Source organism: Ensifer sp., assembly GCF_031989085.1.
Taxonomy (GTDB): Bacteria; Pseudomonadota; Alphaproteobacteria; order Rhizobiales; family Rhizobiaceae; genus Ensifer.
In genome coordinates this window covers 249,797-268,768 of record NZ_DALZXU010000009.1, presented here as the reverse complement: position 1 = coordinate 268,768, position 18,972 = coordinate 249,797, and the positions used below count along the sequence as shown (strand labels likewise).

Here is an 18,972-nt window from a genome sequence, read left to right as displayed (position 1 = left end):
GATGCCTGCGTCCAGTCGTCAAAACGAAACGGGGCATGGGTAAAGCTGTAGACGGAAGGCCTGCCGAGGCGGCAAGGGCGGGGGATGCCCCGCCCTTTTTCGCGAGTTGACATTTGCCGGTGTCGCTTTAGGCCGACCCGCAAGAAAAACGAAAATACACCAAGTGAGCGGCCGCCCGCCGGAGGCGGGCCGCTGCAAAGGACGAGACAGGCTGATGATCGAAGCAAAGACCCTTGCCCGGCGTTTCCCGGGTGATTTCGTGTTCGGGGTGGCGACGGCCTCCTTCCAGATCGAGGGTGCGACCAAGATGGATGGGCGCAAGCCATCGATCTGGGATGCCTTTTCCAACATGCCGGGCCGGGTCTTCGGCCGGCACAATGGCGATATCGCCTGTGACCACTACAACAGGCTCGACGAGGATCTCGACCTGATCAAGAGCCTTGGCGTCGAGGCCTACCGGTTTTCGATCGCCTGGCCGCGCATCATTCCCGAGGGTGTCGGTCCGATCAACGAGAAGGGCCTCGACTTCTACGACCGCCTTGTCGACGGTCTGAAGGCGCGCAACATCAGGGCCTTCGCGACGCTCTATCACTGGGACCTTCCGCTGGCGCTGATGGGCGACGGCGGCTGGACGTCCCGCACCACGGCTTACGCGTTCCAGCGTTATGCCAAGACCGTCATTGCCCGCCTCGGCGATCGGCTTGACGCGGTCGCGACCTTCAACGAGCCCTGGTGTTCGGTCTGGCTCAGCCATCTCTATGGCATTCATGCGCCGGGCGAACGCAACATGGATGCGGCTCTGCACGCGCTGCATTTCACCAATCTTGCGCACGGTCTTGGCGTCGACGCCATTCGCTCGGAGCGGCCGAACCTGCCGGCCGGCATCGTCATCAATGCCCATTCGGTCTATCCCGGCAGCGACGGCGAGGCCGACAAGACGGCCGCCGAGAGGGCTTTCGATTTCCACAACGGCGTGTTCTTCGGCCCGATCTTCAAGGGGGAATATCCCGAGAGCTTCATGAGCGCGCTCGGCCATCGCATGCCCGAGATCGAAGACGGCGACATGGCAACGATCTCGCGCCCGCTCGACTGGTGGGGCCTGAATTACTACACGCCGATGCGCGTCAGCGACGACAAGACCCCTGGTGCCGAGTATCCGGCGACGGTCAACGCCAAGCCAGTCAGTGACGTGAAGACCGATATCGGCTGGGAAGTTTTTGCACCGGCGCTCGGCCAATTGGTGGAGACGCTCAACGCTCGCTACGACCTGCCCGATTGCTACATCACCGAGAACGGCGCCTGCTACAACATGGATGTCGAAGACGGTGTGGTCGATGACCAGCCGCGGCTCGACTACATCGCCGAGCACCTTTCGGTGACGGCCGACCTGATCGCCAAGGGATACCCGATGCGCGGCTATTTCGCCTGGAGCCTGATGGACAATTTCGAGTGGGCCGAAGGTTACCGGATGCGATTCGGCATCGTGCATGTGGACTACGAAACCCAGGTGCGCACGGTCAAGAAGAGCGGTCACTGGTATAAGGCACTCGCCGAGGAGTTTCCCGGCGGCAACCATATCTGATGGCTAAAGCATTTCCAGGAAAAGTGCGAAGCGGTTTTCCGGCAGGAAATATGTAGAAAGAGCCTTGCGCGCCCTCTGGCGCGCAAGATCTTGTCCCGTCAGTCGAAGCGTTCGGCAACCTTGCGCACCGGCAGCACTTCGAGGCTGCCGCGGTCGAGCTGGGCGAGGACCTCCTTGAAGCCGAAGCGCGGCTTCCATCCGAGTGCGCCGATCGCGGCGCTCGGGTCATAGATCCGGTCGATCGAGGCGGGCAGCGACCAGCCGCGTTCGGCAAAGGCCTGGGAAAACTTGCTTGCCCGCTCGCGCAGAACCGCAGCGGCATCGCTTGCCAGATGCCGGCAATCCGTCGGCAGGAATGCCGGTTCGCCTGATATGATGAAGCGCTGGAAGGCCGGCCCGTCATCGTGGAGCGCTGCCACATGCGCGTCGGCCACATCGCGCACGTCGATGCCACGGTGCAGCCGATAGGCGGCCATGCGATCGGCCTGCTCGGGAAAGCATCTGGACATGCGCAGCACCCGTACATGCAAATCCCGGTCGGCGGCATTTTCGAGCAGCGCCTCGGCGGCAAGCTTGGTGTGATGGTAGATCGTGTGGGGCTGGGGCGCCGTCTCCTCGGTGACCCAGGCGCAGGCACCCGCTTTGACGGCATGCCCGTAGAGTGCGGTCGTACTGGTGAAGACGATACGGCTGACGCCGGCGGCCTGGGCTGCGGCAATAACGAGATGGGTTCCCATCACATTGACGCGCTCGAACTCCACATCGGCGATCGCATCGACATGTGGGGCATGCAGCGCTGCCGTATGGATGACCGCATCGGCCCCCTGCATGGCGCGCTCCAGGAGGACGCCATCGACGAAGTCGCCAGTGATCCCGGTCGTTCCGAAGGGCGCGCGATCGATGCCGACCACCTCGTGCTCGGCCGCCAGCGCATTGTAGATCGCCCGGCCGATGCGCCCCGAACTTCCGGTCAAAACGATGCGCATGCGAATTCCTGTCCTACTGTTCGGTCCTGCTGCGTTTCCTAGCAGAGAACTGCGGTCAGTAAACCTCGATACGCACCGCCGTTTCCGTATCGCCGTATCGACTGCCTGTTGGGTGGCGGCAAGATTGCGGTGCGTTTTGCCGGCCTGCCAGCCACCGCCCCTTGATCCGTGAACACCCGCTGTTCTATGCATTGCTAATAGTGGATGGGCGTCCGAAGGCGCCTCGAGGGACTATCTATCATGGAAATCTTTACTTCTGCCGGATTGCTGGCGCTCATGCAGGTCATAGTCATCGACCTGGTCCTGGCCGGCGACAATGCCGTCGTCATCGGTCTTGCCGCCGCCGGCCTGCCGGCGGAGCAGCGCCGCAAGGCCATTCTGGTCGGCATTCTCGCTGCGACCGTGCTGCGTATCGCGCTGGCCAGCGTCACCGTGCAGCTGCTCGATATCATCGGCCTGTTGCTCGCCGGCGGCCTGCTGCTGCTTTGGGTCTGCTGGAAGATGTGGCGCGAGATCCGCGCCGGCGGAGCGGAAGACTTCGAGGGCGAGGGCGCCAATTCGGCGCCGCGCAAGACCTTCCTGCAGGCGGCGATCCAGATCGTCATCGCCGACGTGTCGATGTCGCTCGACAACGTGCTGGCGGTCGCCGGTGCCGCGCGCGAGCATCCGACCATTCTCGTCTTCGGCCTCATTCTTTCGATCGCGCTGATGGGCATCGCTGCAAGCTTCATTGCAAGGCTGCTCAACCGCTACCACTGGATCGCCTATGTCGGTCTTGCCATCATTCTCTATGTGGCGCTCAACATGATCTATCGCGGCTCGATCGAGGTCTGGCCGCATCTGGAGCCGGTCGCCCACGCCATCGGCGTCTGACCGGCCAGGACGGATCGCCCGCATCGGCCCGCTTTCCGGGTCGATGCGCTGCTTTTCCTGGCCGAGCTGCGCGCGAAAGAGCGGTTTTTTCCGCAAACGCGAAGCAAGCCGAAAAACCATACCTGTCAAAACGGGAATCTATTGTCCATAAGGACCCTAGATTATGTCGCATGTCCTTCCTGCGGCAGCGACATTGAACTCACCGGTTGGCTAATGCTAGAGAAGTGCTCCCTGTTGCGAATGCGTTGTCGAATGTCGGCCTGACAGGACGCGCCTTCCATTCCGCGCCATTGAGCCCGGGATCTTCCAGTTTCGAGCATCCGAGAGCACCTATGTACCCGTCCATTCTGACAACGCCTCTTTCGGGGGTATCCGAACGATGAGCGTTTCCGCCTATCAGGCGCCGGCGCGCGCCGATGCCGCCGTCATTTTCGATGGCGTTTCCAAGCATTTCCCGGCCTCCGGCAAGAGCGACGGCTTTACAGCGCTCGACAACGTCTCCCTTTCTGTCGGCCGCGGTTCGATCACCGGCATCATCGGCCGTTCCGGCGCCGGCAAGTCGACATTGATCCGGCTGGTCAACGGCCTGGAAAAGCCGACGGGCGGCAAGGTGCTGGTCGATGGCGTCGATGTCGGCGCGCTCGATGAGGCCGCTCTTCGCGAGCTACGCCGTTCGGTCGGCATGATCTTCCAGCATTTCAATCTTTTGTCGTCCCGCACCGTGTTCGACAATGTGGCCCTGCCGCTTGAAATCGCCGGCATGGATAAGCATGCGATCGAAAAGCGCGTGCGGCCGCTGCTCGATCTCGTGGGATTGGCCGACAAGCATGGCCGCTATCCGGCCGAGCTTTCCGGCGGCCAGAAGCAACGGATCGGCATCGCCCGGGCGCTTTCGACCGAGCCGAAGCTGCTGCTTTCCGACGAGGCGACATCGGCGCTCGATCCCGAGACGACGCAGTCGATCCTCGAGCTTCTGAAGCGCATCAATGCCGATCTCGGCCTGACCGTGCTTTTGATCACCCATGAGATGGAAGTGGTGAAGGCAGTGACCTCGGACGTTGCCGTGATCGACCACGGCCGCATCGTCGAACGCGGCCACACCTTCGACGTCTTCACCCATCCCAAGCACGAGACGACCCGGGCGATGCTATCAGGCCTGCCGGGCTCGAAGCTGCCTGATGCCGTATCGCGGGCGCTGAAGCCGCAGGGAGTGGCCGGTGACCGCGCCGTCGTGCGCCTGACCTTCTTCGGGGCTGCGGCCGAGCGCCCGCTGATCTCGCAGCTGATCAAATCCGTTGGCGCCGAGGTCAACATCATCGCCGGCACGATCGACGAGATCGGTGGCCGTCCCTACGGCTCGCTCGTCGTCGCCTACGGCGCGGACGCGGAAACCGCAGGCCGCGCCGAACGCTTCTTCACCGAAAACGGTCTGGTCACGGAGGTGCTCGGCTATGTCGCCTGATATCCTTTTGAAGATCTGGAGCGCGACCCTCGACACGCTTTACATGGTGGCGGCCGCCGGCCTGATCGGATCGCTGATCGGCGGGCCGATCGGTATCTTTCTGGCAACCAGCGGCAAGGGCGAACTTTTCCCGGCGCCGATGACCAACCGCATCGTCGGTCTGATCGTCAATGCCGCGCGCTCGACGCCGTTCATCATCCTGGTCGTTGCCATCATCCCGTTTACCCGGCTTCTCACCGGCACGTCGATCGGCACCAAAGCGGCGATCGTGCCGCTGACGATCGCCACCATTCCCTTTGTCGCGCGCCTCGTCGAAGCGGCGATCCGCGAGATCGACAAGGGATTGATCGAGGCGGCCCGCGCCATGGGCGCGACGCCGATGCAGATCGTCTTCAAGGTGCTGCTCGCCGAAGCGCGGCCCGCGCTGACGATGGCGCTGACCATGACCGCCGTCAGCCTCATCGGCTATTCCGCCATGGTCGGTGCCGTCGGTGGCGGCGGGCTCGGCGATCTCGGCATCCGCTACGGCTACCAGCGCTTCATGCCGGACGTGATGCTGGTCGTCGTCATCGTGCTGATCGTGCTGGTGCAGATCGTGCAGAGCGCCGGTGACGGGCTGGCGCGCCGCTTCGACAGGCGCAGCCGCAAAAACTGATTTCCCAGGACATTCACATCACCAACAAGGAGATACCCATGAAGAAGCTCATCATTGCTGCGGCAATCGCAGCGCTTTCCGCCGGTGCGGCCTTCGCCGAAACCATCAAGGTCGGCGTCACGCCGGGCGAACATGCCCAGATCATGGAGAAGGTGAAGGAAGTCGCGGCACCCAAGGGCCTCGACATCGAGATCCTCGAATTCTCCGATTACGTTGTTCCGAACCAGGCACTGGCCGATGGCGACCTCAACGCCAACTCGTTCCAGCACCAGCCCTACCTCGACAACCAGATCGCTGACCGCGGCTTCGACATCGTCAGCGTCGGCACCACCATCACCACCCCGATGGGCGTCTATTCGAGCAAGGTGAAGAGCCTCGACGAGCTGAAGGACGGCGCGACGATCGGCATTCCGAACGACCCGACCAATGGCGGCCGCGCACTGCTCGTGCTTGCCTCCAAGGGCCTGATCAAGGTGAAGCCGGAAGTCGGCCTGAAGGTCACCCCGTCCGACATCATCGAGAACCCGAAGAACATCACGTTTGCCGAGCTCGATGCAGCCCAGCTGCCGCGTTCGCTGGCCGACGTCGATGCGGCTGTCATCAACACCAACTACGCGCTTGAGGCCGACCTGCATCCGAAGGAAGACGCGATCGCCATCGAAGGCGAAAAGTCGCCCTACGCCAACGTCATTGCCGTGCGCACCGCCGACAAGGATGCCCCCTGGGTGAAGACACTGGTCGAGGCCTACCACGACGAGTCCGTGCGCGCCTTCATCAACGACACCTTCAAGGGTGCGCTGATCCCGAGCTGGTAAGCCGGAACGCAGATAAGCTGATGTTGAACCGCGCGCCGCACCCCGGTGCGCGGTTTTTCTTTGGAGCGCAGCCGCCCGCTCGCGATGTCTTCTTGGGGCAGCGACGCGCCGGGCGACAGTCGCCGGAAGAATGCGAGGCGTTGCCCGACGAGCAGCGACAGCGGACCGCCCCTCACCCTGACCCTCTCCCCGCAAGCGGGGCGAGGGGACGGCGACGAGGTTTGCCGCTGCCTCCAGCTTACATCAAACGAAGCGGGGGACCTACTGTAACGGGGCTCTTGGCGTTCGGGTGTTGCGGCATCTGCCTTCGCCCCGCATCCGGGGAGACGGTGCCGGCAGGCGGATGAGCGGCAGCGTTTCGGACGGCCGCTTCAGCTGCCGAGGTGTTTTTCGCCGCGTTTTTTCGCAAGCGTGATCTGGCGCTGGCGCTGGCGGTAACGTTCGCGGTCCTCGTCGGTGCGCACTTCATGGCAATGGATGCAGGACACGCCATCCTCGTGATGGGGCGAGGCGAGGTCGGCAGGCGTCAGCGGCTGGCGGCAGGCGTGGCAGAGCGTGTGCTCACCCTCTTCGAGCCCGTGCGTCACCGACACGCGGTCGTCGAAGACGAAGCAGGCGCCCTCCCAGAGGCTTTCCTCCTGCGGCACCTCTTCGAGATATTTCAGGATGCCGCCCTTGAGGTGAAACACCTCGTCGAAACCCTGTTCCTTCATGAAGGCGGTGGCCTTCTCGCAGCGGATGCCGCCGGTGCAGTACATGGCGATCTTCGGCTTGTTGTGCAGGCCGGTATTGTTGCGCACCCAGTCGGGAAATTCGCGGAAGGTCTTGGTCTGCGGGTCGACCGCGCCCTTGAAGATGCCGATCGCGGTTTCGTAGTCGTTGCGCGTGTCGATGACGATGGTCTCAGGATCGGAGATCAGCGCGTTCCAGTCCTTCGCATCGACATAGGTGCCGACGATCTTGTTGGGGTCGATGTTGTCGACGCCCATGGTGACGATTTCCTTCTTCAGCCGCACCTTCATGCGTAGGAACGGCATCGAGGAAGCACGGCTCTCCTTATGCTCCAGGGCGGCGAATTCCGGCCGGGCGCGCAGATAGGCAAGCACCGCCGCAATGCCGGCGTCGGTGCCGGCGATCGTGCCGTTGATGCCCTCATGGGCGAGAAGCAGGGTTCCCTTGACGCCGTTCTCGTCGCAGACGGCTTGCAGCGGCTCGCGGAAGTCGGCGAACTGCGGGAAGGCGGCGAAGTGATAGAGCGCTGCGACCATGAACTGGCCATGCGTCTGCGGGCGCGGGGTCGTGGAAATGTCGGTCATGGGCCGTGCAAATACAGCTTTCGCGCGGCAAGCGCAATCCGGGACCCGCCCGCAGGGGCCTTGTGTCGCGGTGCCCCGCTAGCGCCCGGCCTCAAGCCAGAGCAGGCGAATCGTCCGGCTCTCGTCATCAGGCGTGTCGAGAAAGACGTTTCTTGCGTGGTCCAGAGCCTCGGCCCGCAAGCTTTCCTGGCGGGCGATGACGGCAGAGATCAGATAGGCCTGATCCTGGCTGTTGCCGGCAAGGGCAGGATCCTCGTTGACGAGCGACGTCATGACGTCGAGGTCGTTGAGGTGACCGAGAACCTCGACCAGCGCTTTCGCATCCAGACGCTTTGCCTCCATCGCCGAGGGCCAGGCCTGACGCATCAAGGCGAGATGCATGCGATAATCCTGCGCGCGCTTGCGCAGCTCATGAAAGGAGGCGGCCTCGGTGCTTTCCTGGCACGCCTCAAGGGCGCGCGCGGCGCGTTTCAGCGTGCGCCGCCAGCCCTTTGCCAGGCGGTCGGCCGTCTTGCGGCGGCTGTCATCGAAGGCGACATGGCCAAGCGCTGCCATCGCCCTTTCGCAATTGACGATGGTGGCGGCGATCCTGTCCTCGATATCGGTCTGGCTGTCGGCGATCCGGTCACGCCGCTCGACCAGTCGTAAGCAGACGTGGTCGAGAGCCCTTTCCTCCTCCTGGCTGCGGGCACCCTCTCGCAGGTAGCGGGCATTCTCGACCAATGCGGCGGCATCCCTGACGGCCGACAGGTTGCGCGCCATGTCGCGAATGCGGGCGTTTTCCTGGCTCTGAAAAAGCGGCGCATCGGAGGCGACGAGCCGATAGAGCGCGCGCACGCGCTTGAAGCTCTTGCGCGCCTGATGGATGGCTTCGTGCATGCCATCGGGACGAAGCCGAAGCATGCCGGTCGCCTGCTCGAATTGCTCGGCGCCCACACGTTTGAAATCGCCGGTGAAAGCCCGTTCCGGCCGGAAAGTGTAGCTCATGCCTGCTCTTCCACACGTCCGTCGGTGGCGAGCGACTGGTTCGAATAGCGCCGGTCGCCGGTGATCTCCCGACCGAGCCATGCGGGAAGCGCCGGCAGATCCGTCTCCCGCTTCATCTCGACTTCGGCGACCACAAGCCCTTTGAGGGCGCCTTCATAGACGTCCACCTCCCAGGTGAAGCCCTTGTACGGCACGCGAAAGCGCCGCTTTTCGATGACGACGCCGACGGCCTGGGTCAGCATCTCCCTGGCGTCGTCCATCGGCAAGTCATATTCGTATTCGTTGCGCACCAGCGCCGACTTGCCGATCTTGATCGTCAGCCGCGCCCATTTGTTGCCATGGATGCGCACGCGCACGGAACGGTCGTCCATGGTGACGATATAGGCCTGCCGCAGCTGCGTGCCCTTGTCCGCATTTCCCTGCCACTCGCTGGAGGCCACCAGGAACTTGCGCTCTATCTCCTTCGCCATGGGTATCCCGCATTTCGAGAGGGTCGATTGTCACCAAACTATCGTTTTGCGAGCAAGGCTCAAGTATCTCTTTGTTGTCGAAATTATTTTCTTATTTTCTCATATACGATTGACGGGCGCGCGCCTGGTTCGGTCTCGACAAGCGCCGGCTGGCGGAGTATGCGGAACCCATATTCAATCGTTTTAAAAGGACGATCTGCATGAGCGTGAAAACCGACAGGCTTCTCTCCATCCTCAAACTTCAGCCGGTCGTGCCGGTGCTGGTGATCGACGACGTAGCGACGGCCGTGCCGCTGGCGCGCGCGCTTGTCGCCGGTGGATTGAGAGCAATCGAAATCACCTTGCGCACGCCGGCAGCACTTGAAGCGATCAGTGCTGTTGCCAACGAGGTCGAGGGTGCAGTTGCCGGCGCCGGCACCGTCCTTAACGCCGCCCAGTTCCAGGCGGCGATCGAAGCCGGTTCGCAGTTCATCGTCAGCCCGGGCACCACGCAGGAACTGATCGACGTCGCCAACGACCACGAAGCGCCGCTTCTGCCTGGTGCCGCGACCGCCAGCGAAGTCATGGGCCTGCGCGAGGAAGGCTACGAGGTGATGAAGTTCTTCCCGGCCGAACAGGCTGGCGGCGCTGCCTACCTGAAATCGCTGTCGTCGCCGCTTGCCGGCACCTTCTTCTGCCCGACCGGCGGCATTTCGCTTGCAAACGCGCGCGACTACCTGTCGCTGCCGAACGTTATCTGCGTCGGTGGCTCCTGGGTGGCGCCGAAGGACCTGGTTGCCAAGGGCGATTGGGCCGGCATCACCAAGCTTGCGGCCGAAGCCTTTGCGCTCAAGGGCTGAAGCCCGACCGATTGCATGAGATGATCGAGGCCGGGTATCAACCCGGCCTTTTTCGTGCAACGCGAATTTGTATTTCCACTGCAACGTTCCTATGTCTCAATCGGTTTGATGGAGCGGGTGCAGGCGGCGCCCTGTTCTGCACGTTTTTTTCCGCCTGGAACCGACAAGGAGCGAAACCCCATGTTCGACGCGAAGAAATTGCTGGACCAGTTTCTGGGATCGCAGGTGCCGGGTGCCGGTGGATCGGTGCGTGAGCGCGCCGGGCAGGTCACGCAACTCGCCAAGGACAATCCGCTGGCATCGGGCGCGATCGCTGCCGTGCTGCTCGGTACCAAATCGGGCCGCCAGCTGACCGGCAACGCCGCCGTGCTCGGCGGTCTCGCCGCCATCGCCGGCCTCGGTTACCAGGCCTACAAGAATTATCAGTCCGGCAACGCCCCGGTCACCGATCCTGCTGCCCAGAAGCAGCCGGAACTGCTGCCGCCGCCGACCGATTCCGGGTTTGCCGCCGAGCCGGAAAAGATCAGCCACGACTTCGCGCTTGTTCTCGTGCGCGCCATGATCGCCGCCTCGCGCGCGGACGGACATATCGATGATGTCGAGCGCCGCCACATCATGGACAAGCTTTCGGTGTCCGGCCTGTCGGCCGATGCATCGGCGTTCCTCGAGGGCGAGCTTGGAAATCCCGTCGATATCGACGCCATCGTCGCTGCTGCCAAGACCGAGGAAGAGCGCGTCGAGGTCTATACCGCCTCTCGCCTGACGATCGAGCCGGAGAGCCGCGCCGAGCGGGGCTACCTCGATCTGCTCGCCGGTCGCCTCGGCCTTCCCGATGCGCTCGTCGATCATATCGAGGCGACCGTATCGTCGGCGAAGGTTCCTGCCTGATCGGATCGCTCATGGATCGATCACCAGTTTGAATTTGTGTCGGCCGCTTCTCTGCCCTATGCCGGGAACAGGAGTAGCGGGAGAGGTGGCCGATGCGTGATCTGAGCAACTGGAAGGGATGTCCGGCGCCGAAGCCGGTGGCGATCGAAGGCCGCTATGTTAGCCTTGAGGCCTACGATCGTGCGACGCACAGGCAGGACCTGTGGGACGGGCTCGGCGGCATGGGTATCAACCCGCTCCTGAAGTATTTTGTGCAGGCGGATTTCGGCGGCATCGACGATTTCGACGCTTGGCTGACCGCGGCCCAGGAAAAGTCCGGCTGGGTCACGGAAGTGTTTCGCGACAGGGCAAGCGGCAAGGTCGTCGGCATGGCGAACTATATGCGCGCCGATCCGGCCAACGGCGTCGTCGAGGTCGGGTCCGTCGCGCATGGGGCGGCAATGGCCAGTTCGCCGCTGTCGACCGAGGCGCATTACCTGATGGCCAAGCATGTTTTCGAGGATCTCGGCTATCGCCGCTACGAGTGGAAATGTCATAGCGAGAATGCCGCAAGCCGGAAGACGGCACTCCGCCTCGGCTTCAGTTTCGAGGGCATTTTCCGCCAGCATATGATATCCAAGGGCGGCAACCGCGACACGGCCTGGTTTTCGATGATCGACAGCGAATGGCCGCTGCTGAATGCCGCATTCGAAAACTGGCTGTCGCCTGATAATTTCGATGCAGACGGTCGCCAGAAGCGGCGGCTGGAAGATATTCGCGCGGATCTCGCGCCAAAGGAGTGAGCGTGAACACGCCCGAAAAGACCAGAGAAAACCAGGCCCCGAAGGAAAAGTCGCCGGCGATCGCCGCGGCCGTCATCCTGGCCGTCGTCGGCATCGGCTTTTTCGTGCTGCCTACGATCATGCTGAAGCTCGGCGATATCTCGGTCTGGCTCGCCAGCGCCTTCGGCGTCGTCTTCGTTCTCGGCTTCTTTCTGATCTTCTGGCTGCGGGCACGCCATCAGCGCAAGCGCGGCCTATAATCCGGCCTGCAGGCGACGGCGTTTTGGCGCATCAGGAGTGATGCACTCAAGAGGCATCAGCCCTGAAGTGCGGCACCCAACAGGACCAGTCCAAGGATAATCACGAGCAGGGCGCCTGCAATCTCGATGCCGTTCGAGATGCGGGCGGCTGATTGCGCGCTCGACGCGTAGCGCACGGCAAAACCCTTGGCCGTGACCGCCAGCGTCGCCAGGATCGATACGGTGATGGCCGTGCCGATCGACATGGCGAAGACCGAGAGGATGCCGCCGAGATAGAGGCCGTTGAGCAGCGCGAAGGACAAAACGATCAGGGCTCCGGAGCAGGGCCTGAGGCCGACGGCGACGATCGCCGACCAGGCCTCGCTGACGGCGAAGCGATCGCCCTTCAGCATTGAGGGATCCGGCGCATGCGCGTGCCCGCAGGTCGAGCAGACCTCGCCGGCGCCATGGCTGTGGCCGTGATGCCCGTGGTCGTGACGATGGTGGGCATGATCGTGATGATCATGGTGATGGTCATGCTCAAGATGAAGCTGGCCGCCGCCCGCCGTCGCCATAAGCGTTGCCGGGCGCATCATCGAGCGCAGCTTGCGAAACAGGAGCCAGCCGCCGAAGGCGGCGATCAGCGCGTAGCTGGCGATTTCCAATGAGCGTGTTGCGTCCGTCATGCTGATCGAGGATCCGCGCAGAACCAGATAGACCGCGCCGACGAGCAGGATGGCGACGACGCCCTGCAGGATCGACGACATGAAGGAGAGCAGAACCCCGCGCTTCAGTTCGGTCTCGTTGGCGATCATGTAGGAGGAGATGACCGCCTTGCCGTGGCCGGGGCCGGCGGCGTGGAAGACGCCATAGGCGAAGGAAAGGCCGATCAGCGACCAGAGCTGCCACGGGTTTTCGCGCATGCCTTTCAGCGCGCCGGTGAGCGTGCGGTAGAAGCCCTGCTGCTCGGCGTTCACCCAGGCGAAGAAGCCGCCGAGGAAGCCGGTGGTCTGAAAGGACGGTTCGGCCGTGCCGATGCCGAGCGGTGATTGTGCCGCGGCAAAGCCGGTCGAAAGTGCCGTCAACACGAGCGCGGCGGCAATCAGGCCACCGATCTTGCGGGTGTTCAGCCGGGTGTTCAGCATGTGATCTCTATCCGGGTTGCAAAGAGCTTCGACATGTCGGTGCCGGTCGGATCGCTCCAGAAGGCATCGGTCAACGTATCCTTGTTTTCCGCAAGGACTTCGTCAGGATCAGGGCGCACGACCTTATGTTCGCAAGCGGCGATCTTGTCGCCGACCACGGTCAGGTCGTCATCGGTCGGGAAATCCATGGCCGTATACATGGTCGGGTCGTAGACGCCGAAGGAGAGTTTGCCCTTGAGCGGCATCGGCTCGGCCGGCTTGACCGCAAAGATCATCAGCAACTGGCCATCCTTGTAGTCGACAGTGATGTGCTCGGGCTTGCTGACCTTGATGGATTTGCCGTTTTCCAGCGCCGTCGTGTAGTAGTTGTACTCCGCCAGCGACTCTAGCACCGTCTGGCCGACTTCGGCCAGTTCGTCCGGGTCGAGCGTGGCGTTCGAGTTCTTGTCGAAGTCGAGCACGACGCTTGCCGAAAACAGCTCGTCGAAACGCCAGACATTCCTGAGTTCGCTCACTTCACCCTTGTCGTCGGAGGCAACTTCAAGGCGCGCCTCGGCAAAGATGTGTGGGTGGGAAAAGGCCAGCGTCGGCGCAAGAAGGGTGGCAAGGCCGGCCATGACGAGGCGCTTAATTCTCATGAAACGGCAATCCTTCTGGTCGGGCCTTCTGGCCGGAGGCGTGGCGACACCTCCGAATCGGTCCCGCAATGTACCGGAAATGGGACGGTTTTGGGACCTCGCCGCCTCAACGCGGCTTGCGGAACCAGGTGTGGAGATAGTCGACCAGCGTGCGCACCTTGGCCGGCAGGTAGCGGCGATGCGGATAGATCGCATAGATGCCGCGGTCCCGCGGCAGGAAGTCATCGAAGAGCGTGACGAGTTCGCCGGTGGCGACCTTGGGGCGAGCGATGAAGTCGGGCACCAGCGCCACGCCGATGCCGGAGACGGCGGCGCGCACGGAGGCAAGCGGGCTGTTGACCTCGATCGGGCCGCTTACGGGGACGGTGAACGAAGACCCGTCCGGCTCGATGAAGCGCCAGTTGGAATAGGAGCGGCCATTGGTGTCGAGGATGCAGGGGATCTTGGAAAGGTCGCTCGGATGCTCGATCGGCCCGACCTTTTCCAGGAAATCTGGGGCCGCGCAGATCAGCACCTGGAAATCGTCGAGCTTGCGAGCGATGAGCGTCGAATCCTCGAGCCGGGTGATGCGGATCGCCACGTCGAATCCCTCTTCGACGAGGTCGACGAAGCGGTCGTCGGACACGATCTCCAGCGACAGTTCCGGATGCTGCTGGCCGAAATCGATCAGCGACTGGCCAATCTCGGCATCGACGAATGTGCGCGGCGCGGTGATGCGTAAGCGACCCTTGAGGTCGGAATTGTTAGCGCGCACGAGATCGGCGAGATTGTCGATCTCCTTCAGGATCTCCGACGCGGTGCGGTAATAGGTATGGCCGGCCTCCGTCAGCGAGAATTGCCGGGTGGTGCGGTTGAGCAGAAGCGCGCCGAGTTCGTCTTCGAGTTCGCGCACATATTTCGACAGGAGCGCCTTCGATCGGCCGACACGGCGGGCCGCGGCCGAAAATCCCTCGGCGTCCACCACATCGATGAAGGCGCGGATGCGGGTGAGCGTGTCCATGGCCGGTGTCCTTCGTCTGTCCTGGTCGCGGGAACCGTGATTCGCCGCGAACGCGTCTTCCACATTCGTCTGCTCTGCGTCCGTCGTCGTGGCCGCTTTCGTCCGCTGTCCGGCTCTTGTTGATCCGGATAGGCGGGGCGTCAAGATAAATCCAGTCGTTTCAATCGCTTGCAGCGAACATCACGGCGCCGTCGATTGTTCAATAAACGTGAACGCCGACAGTGTTGCCGGTCTTAAAAAAAATTCAACAGCGGCGACGAAAAAACTCTTGATTACGACAAGGTTTTTTCTTACCTACGCCCTTGCCCAAAGTCGCACGTGCCTGTGGGTGTCCGCCGACCCTCGATTAGGTGAGGGTATCGGTAAGGTACCTGGAACTAACCCCTCCAGTCGCTATTCCGGCCAACCGGGAAATGCGAGGACATCTTGAAGCAACGACGGTGCGGGCCTTTCTGGTGTCTGCCGGCTCTCCAACAGCCGGGGTTACTGAAGAGGCACACCTTCATTGCCGGAAGTGCGGTTGGGTTATCCCCTCCAATCCATGGCAGACAAAGCCGAATTGAAGCCTAGGCGGGCTTCGGTTCACCGTTCGCGCATCGAGCGCATGCTTGGTTCCGGGGTCTCCACCGGCTGGTTCCAGAGCATTCGCGCGTATGCCCTTTGTCCTCCGCGCAAGCGGAGCATTTTGGATCAGGGGAATAAGGCCATGACCACGGCTCGCATCATCGACTTCATCAACACCCGACGTCCCGATGGCCCGTGCCTCGTCGTCGACCTCGACGTCGTGCGCAACAATTTCAAGGCTTTCCGCCACGCGATGCCGGACAGCTCGATCTACTATGCGGTCAAGGCAAACCCGGCGCCGGAAATCCTGCGCCTGCTCGCCGGCATGGGCTCGTCTTTCGATTGCGCGTCCGTCGCCGAAATCGAAATGGCGCTCGACGCCGGTGCGACCGCTGCCCGCATCTCCTATGGCAACACCATCAAGAAGGAGCGCGACATTGCCCGCGCTCACGCTCTCGGTGTGTCGCTCTTTGCCGTCGACAGCCATGAGGAAGTCGAGAAGGTTGCTCGCGCAGCCCCCGGCGCCCGCGTGTTCTGCCGCGTGCTGACCGATGGCGAAGGCGCCGAATGGCCGCTGTCGCGCAAGTTCGGCTGCGTGCCGCAGATGGCCGTCGACGTGCTCGTCTACGCCCATCAGCATGGCCTCGTATCCTACGGCGTCTCGTTCCATGTCGGTTCGCAGATGACGAAGCTCGACGCCTGGGATGCAGCTCTCTCTGATGCCAAGCGCGTCTTCGTGCAACTGGCCAAGCAGGGCATCGAGCTCAAGATGGTCAATATGGGCGGTGGCTTCCCGACGAAGTACCTCAAGGACGTGCCGACCGCGGAAGCCTATGGCCAGGCGATTTTTGGCGCGCTGAAGAAGCACTTCGGCAACCACATCCCGGAAACGATCATCGAGCCCGGTCGCGGCATGGTCGGTAATGCCGGCGTGATCAAGGCGGAAGTCGTTCTCGTCTCGAAGAAGTCGGACAACGATGCCCATCGCTGGGTGTTCCTCGACATCGGCAAGTTCGGCGGTCTCGCCGAAACCATGGACGAGGCGATCCGCTACCCGATCCGCACCGCGCGCGACGGCGACGAAATGGAGCCTTGCGTGCTCGCCGGCCCGACCTGCGATTCGGCCGACGTGCTCTATGAGAAGAACATGTATCCGCTGCCGATCACGCTCTCGATCGGCGACGAGGTTCTGATTGAAGGCACCGGCGCCTACACGACGACCTACTCGGCCGTCGCCTTCAACGGCTTCGAGCCCTTGAAGTCCTACGTGATCTGATCCGGCTGCTCCCGTCTTCGGGCGGGAGCGCCATTTCACAATTCTTTCCAGATGCCGCCTGAAGCGGTTTTGATGACGGGAGGCCCGGATGGCCGCTGTTGTTGATGCCCTGCGCGCGTTTTTCGCGCCGTCCACATTCGTTATCGATAGCGAAAACCCGGGTGACGTCGTTGCCCGCGAGAACCTGCTCGACCGGGCAATGGGGCCGGAGCGCCGACGCAAGTCGTCGGAAAAGCTGCGCAACGGCCGCGTTCCGGCCGAAGGTCTCGCCTTCGTTGCCCGCGATCTCGACGGCCACGTCATCGCGACCGTTCGCCTGTGGAACGTCGAGGCCGGCGTCAACCGCGAAGGTCACGGCATTCCGGCGCTGCTGCTCGGACCGCTCGCAGTCGATCCGGCCCATGAAGGCAAGGGCATCGGCGGCATGCTGATGCGTGCGGCGATCGAGGAAGCGAAGAACCGCGGCCACGGCGCGATCCTCTTGGTCGGCGACGCTGCCTATTACGAGCGCTTCGGCTTCTTTGCGGCGGGTGCGCAGCATCTGGTCATGCCCGGCCCGTTCGAGCGCAACCGTTTCCTGGCGCTCGAGCTTCGCGATGGCTGGCTGGAAGGTGCTGCCGGCCTCATCGTCGCCAGCGGTCGCAAGCTCGCGCTGCCGCCGGTCAAACGCGCCGCCTGATCCCTTTCCGCCTCCAACCCTGCGGAGGCGGATTTTTCGCTGCTCCCCCATCTGTCTCAAGCGAGGGGTGGGGGAGCACGTCATATCAATGGCAAGTCACACCTCGGGGTGTCGCCGGTCGCGCGTCATAGCAGACGAAGGCAAGCTTGTTGCCGTCGGGGTCGCGCACATAGGCGGCGTAGAACCCCTCTCCATACTGCGGGCGAAAACCCGGTTCGCCCTCGACACTGCCGCCCTGTTCCATCGCCGATGCAAACAGCCGGTCGATGAGCGCTGCGCTCTTGACGAGGAAGGCGGTCATGGCGCCGTTGCCGACGCCGGCGGGATGCCCGTCGAAGGGGTAACCGGTGAAGAAGCGCGGGGCGCGATCGTCGTCCTTGCGTCCCCAGGAGGCGACCTGGTCATCCGAGTAGCAGCGCTCCTGGCCGATCAGCGCCATCAGCGGATCGTAAAACCGCTCGGCGCGCTTGAGATCGGTCGTTCCGACCATGGTGTATCCGATCATCTCGTCTCCCTTGTCTTGTGAATGCAGCTCAGGTCTTGCCGAGAAAGGAGCGGCCGCGCGGCGACAGCCGGTAGCCGACGGCAAGGCTTTCCGTCAGCCCCAGTTCCTTCAGCTTGCGGATCAGCACCTTGAGCTTGAGTTTTTCCATGCCGACGGTTTTGGCAATTTCGGCGGCGGTGACGCCATCGCGCGCGCCGATCAGCTGGAGCGTGTGTTCGGCCCAGGTCCGGCCGGCGGCCTTGTCGAAGCCTGCGAGCCTCGCGAGGATCGCGTCACGGTCGGCCCTGGCAAGGGTCGTGTCGTCGCGCAGGGACAAACGCGGATCGTCGCCCGAGCGGTGGAAGGCGATGCGGTAAAGCGTGCCGTCGGAACGGCTCTCGAGTTCCGCGAGCAGCGCCTCGCGCGTCGCGAACCCGGCGCACTGCGCGTCGTTTGCGCCGATGTCATCAGCATCGATTGCCACGATCGTATCGATCGACAGGACGCCCGCCGCCGTGCGCAGGCTGCCGCCGGCCTTCACGGTCGGCTTCAGCCAGCGCCGGAAGGCGAGCGTCACCTCTCCCTTGGCGATCCTATCGAGCATATCCTTGCGAAAGAGCATGTCAGTTGGCGGCGCGGCGGTAGAAGGCGAGGGAGCCTGCCAGGGCCAGCAGCGCGCCGCCACAGATCCGTTCGAGCCAGACGGCGCCTGAATGCTTGAGGAAGCGCGCGGCTTGCGAGCCGAGCAGGGCATAGCCGAGCATGACGACGAAATCGACGGATGCGAAGACGACGGCAAGGGCGGCGTATTGCGGCGCTTGCGGCAAGCCGAGATCGATGAATTGCGGCAGGAAGGCGGAGAAGAAGAGATAGCCCTTCGGGTTGGTGGCAGCGACCAGGAAGCTCTTGAGAAAGATTGCCGATGTCGTGACGGCGGGTGCGTCCTTGTCGAGCGAGACGTCAAGCGTGCCCTTCGAGCGCAGCAGCGTGACGCCGAGAAAGGCGAGGTAGACGGCGCCGAGCCATTTGACGACGGTAAACCAGAACTCCGACGCGGCAAGCAGCGCCCCGAGGCCGAGCGCAACCGCGCCGATCAGCACGAAATCCGAGAGCACAGCGCCGGCCATGCCCGCAAGCGCGCGCCTGATGCCGTGGCGCGAACCGTTGGTGAGCGCCAGAAGCACGGTCGGACCGGGCGTGGCGATACCGATGAAAGCGACAAAGGCGAATGCGAGGATGGTTGTACCGCCCATGGGACACTCCTGTGTGCAGGTGAAATCTGTCCCACACCTTGGGCATCAGATCAATCGCTA

The 18,972-nt window shown here is 63.0% G+C and carries 21 protein-coding genes; 11 read left to right on the top strand and 10 right to left on the bottom strand.

Going from position 1 to position 18,972, the window contains the following annotated elements:
• Nucleotides 1-214 precede the first annotated feature (214 nt).
• Nucleotides 215-1,582, top strand: a complete 1,368-nt coding sequence (locus RTP54_RS27400) for a GH1 family beta-glucosidase (protein WP_312366913.1) — start codon at nt 215-217, stop codon at nt 1,580-1,582.
• A 98-nt stretch (nt 1,583-1,680) separates the two neighbouring features.
• Here the strand turns inward: RTP54_RS27400 and RTP54_RS27395 are convergent, their stop codons facing one another.
• Complete coding sequence (locus tag RTP54_RS27395; RefSeq protein ID WP_312366911.1) at nt 1,681-2,568, bottom strand: NAD(P)-dependent oxidoreductase; 888 nt, start codon at nt 2,566-2,568, stop codon at nt 1,681-1,683.
• Nucleotides 2,569-2,808: 240 nt separating this feature from the next.
• Here RTP54_RS27395 and RTP54_RS27390 point away from each other — a divergent pair, with 240 nt between their 5' ends.
• From RTP54_RS27390 to RTP54_RS27375, 4 genes are all read left to right on the top strand, one after another.
• Complete coding sequence (locus RTP54_RS27390) at nt 2,809-3,441, top strand: TerC family protein (protein WP_112807633.1); 633 nt, start codon at nt 2,809-2,811, stop codon at nt 3,439-3,441.
• A gap of 379 nt (nt 3,442-3,820) precedes the next feature.
• On the top strand, nt 3,821-4,903 hold the full coding sequence (locus tag RTP54_RS27385; RefSeq protein WP_312366907.1) for a methionine ABC transporter ATP-binding protein: 1,083 nt from the start codon (nt 3,821-3,823) through the stop codon (nt 4,901-4,903).
• On the top strand, nt 4,893-5,558 hold the full coding sequence (locus RTP54_RS27380; RefSeq protein WP_312366905.1) for a methionine ABC transporter permease: 666 nt from the start codon (nt 4,893-4,895) through the stop codon (nt 5,556-5,558). Before RTP54_RS27385 ends, RTP54_RS27380 begins: the two co-directional genes overlap by 11 nt.
• Nucleotides 5,559-5,596: 38 nt before the next feature.
• Nucleotides 5,597-6,373, top strand: a complete 777-nt coding sequence (locus RTP54_RS27375; protein ID WP_112807627.1) for a MetQ/NlpA family ABC transporter substrate-binding protein — start codon at nt 5,597-5,599, stop codon at nt 6,371-6,373.
• A gap of 371 nt (nt 6,374-6,744) precedes the next feature.
• Here the strand turns inward: RTP54_RS27375 and RTP54_RS27370 are convergent, their stop codons facing one another.
• The 3 genes from RTP54_RS27370 to RTP54_RS27360 form a co-directional block, all read right to left on the bottom strand.
• Nucleotides 6,745-7,689, bottom strand: a complete 945-nt coding sequence (locus RTP54_RS27370) for a rhodanese-related sulfurtransferase (RefSeq protein ID WP_312366901.1) — start codon at nt 7,687-7,689, stop codon at nt 6,745-6,747.
• Between the two features lie 78 nt (nt 7,690-7,767).
• Nucleotides 7,768-8,676, bottom strand: a complete 909-nt coding sequence (locus RTP54_RS27365) for a CHAD domain-containing protein (protein WP_312366899.1) — start codon at nt 8,674-8,676, stop codon at nt 7,768-7,770.
• Complete coding sequence (locus RTP54_RS27360) at nt 8,673-9,146, bottom strand: CYTH domain-containing protein (RefSeq protein WP_112817131.1); 474 nt, start codon at nt 9,144-9,146, stop codon at nt 8,673-8,675. The genes RTP54_RS27365 and RTP54_RS27360 overlap by 4 nt, the downstream gene beginning before the upstream one ends.
• 200 nt (nt 9,147-9,346) lie before the next feature.
• On the opposite strand from RTP54_RS27360, the gene RTP54_RS27355 reads away from it, so the two are divergent.
• The 4 genes from RTP54_RS27355 to RTP54_RS27340 all read left to right on the top strand — a co-directional run bounded on the left by RTP54_RS27355 (nt 9,347) and on the right by RTP54_RS27340 (nt 11,894).
• Complete coding sequence (locus tag RTP54_RS27355) at nt 9,347-9,985, top strand: 2-dehydro-3-deoxy-phosphogluconate aldolase (protein ID WP_112807620.1); 639 nt, start codon at nt 9,347-9,349, stop codon at nt 9,983-9,985.
• Between the two features lie 180 nt (nt 9,986-10,165).
• Nucleotides 10,166-10,873, top strand: coding sequence for a tellurite resistance TerB family protein (locus RTP54_RS27350; protein WP_312366895.1), 708 nt, complete (start codon nt 10,166-10,168; stop codon nt 10,871-10,873).
• 92 nt (nt 10,874-10,965) lie between these two features.
• Nucleotides 10,966-11,655 (top strand): GNAT family protein, encoded by a 690-nt coding sequence (locus RTP54_RS27345; protein WP_312366894.1) that lies wholly within the window; start codon nt 10,966-10,968, stop codon nt 11,653-11,655.
• A 2-nt stretch (nt 11,656-11,657) separates the two neighbouring features.
• Nucleotides 11,658-11,894 carry a hypothetical protein gene (locus tag RTP54_RS27340; protein ID WP_312366893.1) on the top strand — a complete coding sequence of 79 codons (237 nt, stop codon included), beginning with the start codon at nt 11,658-11,660 and terminating at the stop codon, nt 11,892-11,894.
• A gap of 56 nt (nt 11,895-11,950) precedes the next feature.
• On the opposite strand, the gene RTP54_RS27335 is transcribed toward RTP54_RS27340, so the two are convergent.
• The 3 genes from RTP54_RS27335 to RTP54_RS27325 form a co-directional block, all read right to left on the bottom strand.
• On the bottom strand, nt 11,951-13,018 hold the full coding sequence (locus RTP54_RS27335; protein ID WP_312366892.1) for a nickel/cobalt transporter: 1,068 nt from the start codon (nt 13,016-13,018) through the stop codon (nt 11,951-11,953).
• Nucleotides 13,012-13,656, bottom strand: coding sequence for a DUF1007 family protein (locus tag RTP54_RS27330; RefSeq protein WP_312366891.1), 645 nt, complete (start codon nt 13,654-13,656; stop codon nt 13,012-13,014). Before RTP54_RS27330 ends, RTP54_RS27335 begins: the two co-directional genes overlap by 7 nt.
• Before the next feature lie 106 nt (nt 13,657-13,762).
• Nucleotides 13,763-14,656: a LysR family transcriptional regulator gene (locus RTP54_RS27325; protein WP_112807610.1), complete on the bottom strand. Its 894-nt coding sequence runs from the start codon at nt 14,654-14,656 to the stop codon at nt 13,763-13,765.
• A gap of 706 nt (nt 14,657-15,362) precedes the next feature.
• Between RTP54_RS27325 and odc2 the strand changes: the two genes are divergently transcribed.
• Nucleotides 15,363-16,496 (top strand): ornithine/lysine decarboxylase, encoded by a 1,134-nt coding sequence (gene odc2 / locus RTP54_RS27320; protein WP_112807608.1) that lies wholly within the window; start codon nt 15,363-15,365, stop codon nt 16,494-16,496.
• 88 nt (nt 16,497-16,584) lie between these two features.
• A complete protein-coding gene (locus RTP54_RS27315; protein ID WP_112807607.1) occupies nt 16,585-17,175 on the top strand; it encodes a GNAT family N-acetyltransferase in 591 nt (196 codons plus the stop codon).
• An 85-nt stretch (nt 17,176-17,260) separates the two neighbouring features.
• Here RTP54_RS27315 and RTP54_RS27310 read toward each other — a convergent pair whose 3' ends face one another.
• From RTP54_RS27310 to RTP54_RS27300, 3 genes are read right to left on the bottom strand one after another with little or no spacing between them, the layout of a single operon-like run.
• On the bottom strand, nt 17,261-17,680 hold the full coding sequence (locus RTP54_RS27310; protein ID WP_312366887.1) for a VOC family protein: 420 nt from the start codon (nt 17,678-17,680) through the stop codon (nt 17,261-17,263).
• Between the two features lie 28 nt (nt 17,681-17,708).
• Nucleotides 17,709-18,281 (bottom strand): hypothetical protein, encoded by a 573-nt coding sequence (locus RTP54_RS27305; RefSeq protein ID WP_312366885.1) that lies wholly within the window; start codon nt 18,279-18,281, stop codon nt 17,709-17,711.
• 1 nt (nt 18,282) lies between these two features.
• The gene (locus RTP54_RS27300; RefSeq protein WP_312366883.1) at nt 18,283-18,912 is read right to left on the bottom strand and encodes a LysE family translocator; all 630 of its coding nucleotides are present in this window, start codon (nt 18,910-18,912) and stop codon (nt 18,283-18,285) included.
• Nucleotides 18,913-18,972: the final 60 nt, after the last annotated feature.